Consider the following 4,574-nt stretch of genomic DNA (forward strand, 5'->3'; position numbering starts at 1 on the left):
CCTCGAGGGCCAGTGAGTCCATGACGAATCATTTCCTTCGTCCCCCACTTCTCCCACACACGTACAGTTTCCTAAATGTGAAGAAAAAAAAACAAAAAAAGAAAAGGAAAGAGAAGAAAAACGGAAACAAGGGGACGAACCCCCCGCGTGTGACATATGAGCGAAAAACAAAAAGAAAAAAGCGAAAAAGAAAATAATGCGCCAGAGAGTAAACGTTTGCAAAGTGGGGGGAAAAGAAAAGGGATGAAAAATGCGGCTCCAGCGAAGGTAAGTGTGAAACTGCTCTACGAAGCGTAGACGTTAACAACGAAGAAACCCTCTTCCACACACACACACACACACACACAGATTCAATATTAAGCACCAACAGAGAACAAAGGGGAGTACATAAAAGGGAAAAGTAGATGTTTATCCCTTTCCCTCCCATCAGATATAAACAAACACAGAAGGAAAAAAAAGAAGCAAAATAGGCGTGTACTAAACCACAAAACGGCAAAATATTCACTTCTAACCACACCTCGAAAAACTTGCGGTTATGATCCTCTTCCCCCTCCCCTTCTCCCAATTATATCTCTTCTCTCAACTTGGGCCTTTTTTTTTTTTCGTTTCCGCCGCTGTTTAGGTGTGGTATTGTTTCCCTCATCGAAAATGTGGTAGAACAGAAATTCTCTATAAATGAAAGGTAGGTAACGCATGTAAGTTCGCACATCCTTTGCGTGTTTTTGACTGCACAGTATCATCACGTAAAGGAAGAGAAATGAGGAAGCAACAAAGAAAGGTGAGTTCGAATATGGTGAATCATAGTACCCATATAAAAAACAGGAAGGAAGAAAGGAGAAACGAGAGTAGGCGTAGAAAAGGTGTAAAAAAAAAAAGAAGGGAGGGAAGGAGGGAAAACAAGTGAAGCAAATGGTACGTCACATGGCTCTATTCCACACACACGTACCGAAGCAACGCGATGACTTGCCTCATTCCTGCTTGATCCCATGTATCTTCTCATCTCTGTGCCTTACAAACACACCGAGGACCACACATCAATACCCAATTAACTCCCTAGTTTAACAGATCCTTCATTTGGCCAACGTCTCAATTCCACATAAAGAGGACACGACACGAAGTGCGGTAAAAAAAAACTTCAGCAAGATAGCTAACTGACCAACGAAGATATACCCCGCCTCCATCCCACATCACTTCTTCTTCAATTTACTCTCCTTTACCCAGTCCTTAATGACCTTCAGAATACTTTCAAATTGCTGTGAAACCTTCGGGTCATTGGCATGCTGCTGCACGCTCATATCTAACATTTTCATAACGTCAAATAACGAATCTGCCGGCTCCTGCCCAGCGAACACCTGCTGGAAGACACCAATACAGGCCCCTTTCTTCCCCTCAATATACTCAGGAGCGCTGTCAAGACGCTCAAGAACATCAAACGCCTTCGCAGCATAGTAAAAGGCACACACCTTGTAGCAATCGTTAGCCATGAGTTGAAGAATATTAAATGACTCGGCGCTGGTCTCCATCTTGAGGTAAATGTCCCAAGCCCGCTTTGCATGCTTGTTCATGATGTGTGCGCGCATAAGCCAACTCATGTAGCTGAACTCCGCTTTGACCTTCTCCGAACGCACCGCTGTGAGTGATTCCTCCGCCTCAGCAAAGCTCCCAGTTGCAGCGCATGCAATACCATGAAGGTATAGAAAAGTGTCATCATTCAAGAAGTAGGGCTTAATGGAACGTAGGTAAATGAGCACATTGGGGAAGTCGCGCAAGATGAAGAAATACGAAGCCATGCATTGCCGACCTGGAATTGTATCGCACTCGGACTGTGCAGATCCTATGAGGTTAAAGTACTCACGCGTAGTCTTCAAATGCTCCTCTGAGTCCAACTTCTGTCCAATGAAGGCATTCACAACTGCTTTCAAAATGTACTCCGTTGAAGCCACAGGTTCAAGATCCTTAATCAGTTCATAGGCCTCCTCAATCTGCTCATGGCGCAGGTGATATATGACGAGATTCAGCCGAGCCTCTGGCACAACGTTGAGCAGTGGCGGAAGCACCTGAAGGGCGTCCTCGCCATTACGGAAGACAACCAAGTTATGCTTGACAATATCATTTTCTACATTGTAGGTGGAGCGCTGCAGGTCGATCAGCACACGCAGTTCCGCTTCAGCCGCTTTGCCATTGTACAGCCTGTAATGATTGCAGGACTTGAGATTAATGGCGGTGGCACTATTATTGTGCGATTGCAAATACACATTAAGCACTTCGAGACTAACATCATAATAGTCCATCTTGTAGTAGCACATGGCCACGTAAACGTTCAGTGCGATGTACTCGCGGGTTTCGAGAAGTATGCGCTTATACACATCGATTGCCTCCTGGAAGTGACCGCGATAGAAATGAACAGCACCCAGCGATAGTTGATCCTCCACCGTTTCCTTCAGCTTCTGGTGATAGACAAGCAACTTGTCCTCATCATACGTCTTCTGAGCAATGTGAAACAGCAAGCGTGTCTGCAGTGAACAGTCCGGTCCCTTCAACGCACATTCCTCCGCCTCTGCGTAGGACCCGTTGACAAAATGGCAGCAACCCATGTGAATATAGTGCATTGGATCGCATCCATCAAGCGACAAGAGCTCCTTATATACATCGAGAGCTTTGGATACGTCATTCATGTGAAATGCACTGTAGGCCAACCATGGGTTAATGGGGAGATCTCCCACTGGCTGGTTTGTTGTCTTATAAAACTCGAGAACGGTTGTGGCCTTGGAGAAGTCGCGTTGTTGCAGCGCTTCCTCAAGCTGATCAACAACAGATGTCTTTGTCTGCCCCACCTTCTGGAGAGGTGCGGCATTCTTACGCTTCACCCTCCCACTTGTAGACAGCATCAGTCCGGTTCGTATTTATTAAGTGTAAATCCTTTATCTGCTGAATATCTCTACTATATCTTCCCCTTTATCCCCTTCACGATTTTTTTCTCTTCTTACCTCGGTTAACTTTTGCTTTTTTTTTTCCTTCTTAGCTTGCTTCCGCCCTCGCTTTTCCTCCCATGATGTAACGGAGTAGAGAGGTCGCAAGCACGCAGGGCGAGTTAGAAACAACAACAAAATTAAAAGAGGAGCATCAGTCACCGTAACGCAAAGGTTGTCACGCAACACAATGAAACCTTGGCTCAAACAGTTTCCCAGCAAATTAATATATGCATATACGTACCCCTGCGTACGTGAGTGGATGAGTGAGAGTGAGTAAGTGTGCCCGCGAAGAAAAAAGAAAGGAAAAGAATAACACAGAGCCATGGGTGTCCCCCTGCTCTGCGCAAACGATGACACATAAGCACGGCCCTTCTTCAGTGTGAACTCTCCTTGTCACGCTTCTCCATGGCCACATGCACACGGTCCGTTGCATAACTCCGCATACTGCCGCCACATACACACACCGTAAAAGGAATAAAAGCCAAACCGCAGTAGCGCCCAATCAGTTCGTGGTCGCTCATCCGGCGCAAATTCATGCGCCCACGGGCCAATTCATAACGGGCACGCAGACGCCGCCCCAGTCGTGCAAGAAGCCGCATTCCATAAAAATAAACGGAATGTGCAGCTTCAAAAGGGAAGGAGAAAGCCCACTACTAGTATGCTGAAGTGGTCCCGTACACTACACCGCACGGGTGATAAAGGAAGGGCTTATGTGTGAACACGTCAGTTCGACGTGCACGTGTATGCGTGTGTGCGTATGCGTGTGCGATCGAACGGGTAGTCTGCCTATTTGGTGGTTCGTTCCTATACAGGTTCCTGTTTGAATGCGTAAATGCAAAGTGATAAATTAAGTAAAGAATCTCAACGGGGCGCAAGGCGTAACGGATCAAATAACAATATCAAAACAGCTCGAGGTGGTGATGGCTTGCGTACGCATAGATATGTACGCGGCGATATGTGAAGAAAGGGAACGAAACGAAAGAAGGGTTACACACAAGCACCCTCACATGCATAAAGGTGGATATGCATATGCACTCACTGACTGGTCCGCACGCCAAACAAAGAGAAAAGGCGTATGTGAAGGGACCTCGACTCCACGCGTGTCTCAAATAATCTTGGGCCGTACGCAGTAGTGCGGCCCTTCCTCCACGTACTCCTCAACCGTAACACACATCTTTTTGAAGGTACTCAACTGGGAAAGAATCGCCCCGCCGCAAACAGCAGCGTGAGCCGGATCCTTCACGGCGATGTATTGCGGTCCTTCTCTCTGCGTAACTGTGAGAGCATGTGTCATTGCTTCCCCAAGTACTCGCCCCACTCCCGTCATGCCTGAGGCTGCTCCAACAAGTACCCAACGATCCAGCGATGGGCACTCCAACAACGATTTTTGGTACATGTGCCGCAGAGCGTTTGGAGCACTGGCTGTCGGTGCATTGTAAAGAAGTGCCTCACCCGCTTCCCGACATACAGACGGGCTGAGCGTCATTGGAAAGGTGCTCCCATCAGGAAGTGATATCTGTCGGGACACTGCAGGAGGCTCATCGCCAACAAAACATACCGTTGACTTGAGCGCGAGAAGCACCGGCTCACTGGCCCTCGAGG

The 4,574-nt window shown here is 47.4% G+C and carries 3 protein-coding genes; 1 reads left to right on the forward strand and 2 read right to left on the reverse strand.

Features of this window, described 5'->3' with window-relative positions; all coding sequences use genetic code 11:
* The first annotated feature begins 156 nt into the window (after window positions 1-156).
* Window positions 157-297, forward strand: a complete 141-nt coding sequence (locus IE124_RS36145) for a hypothetical protein (RefSeq protein WP_189513822.1) — start codon at window positions 157-159, stop codon at window positions 295-297.
* An 890-nt stretch (window positions 298-1,187) separates the two neighbouring features.
* Here the strand turns inward: IE124_RS36145 and IE124_RS36150 are convergent.
* Window positions 1,188-2,867, reverse strand: a complete 1,680-nt coding sequence (locus IE124_RS36150) for a tetratricopeptide repeat protein (protein ID WP_189513825.1) — start codon at window positions 2,865-2,867, stop codon at window positions 1,188-1,190.
* A gap of 1,210 nt (window positions 2,868-4,077) precedes the next feature.
* Window positions 4,078-4,554, reverse strand: a complete 477-nt coding sequence (locus IE124_RS36155; protein WP_502266937.1) for a hypothetical protein — start codon at window positions 4,552-4,554, stop codon at window positions 4,078-4,080.
* Between the last annotated feature and the right edge of the window lie 20 nt (window positions 4,555-4,574).

The sequence above is a fragment of the Streptomyces narbonensis genome, assembly GCF_014649015.1.
GTDB lineage: Bacteria > Actinomycetota > Actinomycetes > Streptomycetales > Streptomycetaceae > Streptomyces > Streptomyces narbonensis.

Bases quoted from the DNA above. Each gene is read 5' to 3' on its own strand.
- IE124_RS36145 (WP_189513822.1), top strand. From the start codon at position 157: ATGAGCGAAAAACAAAAAGAAAAAAGCGAAAAAGAAAATAATGCGCCA.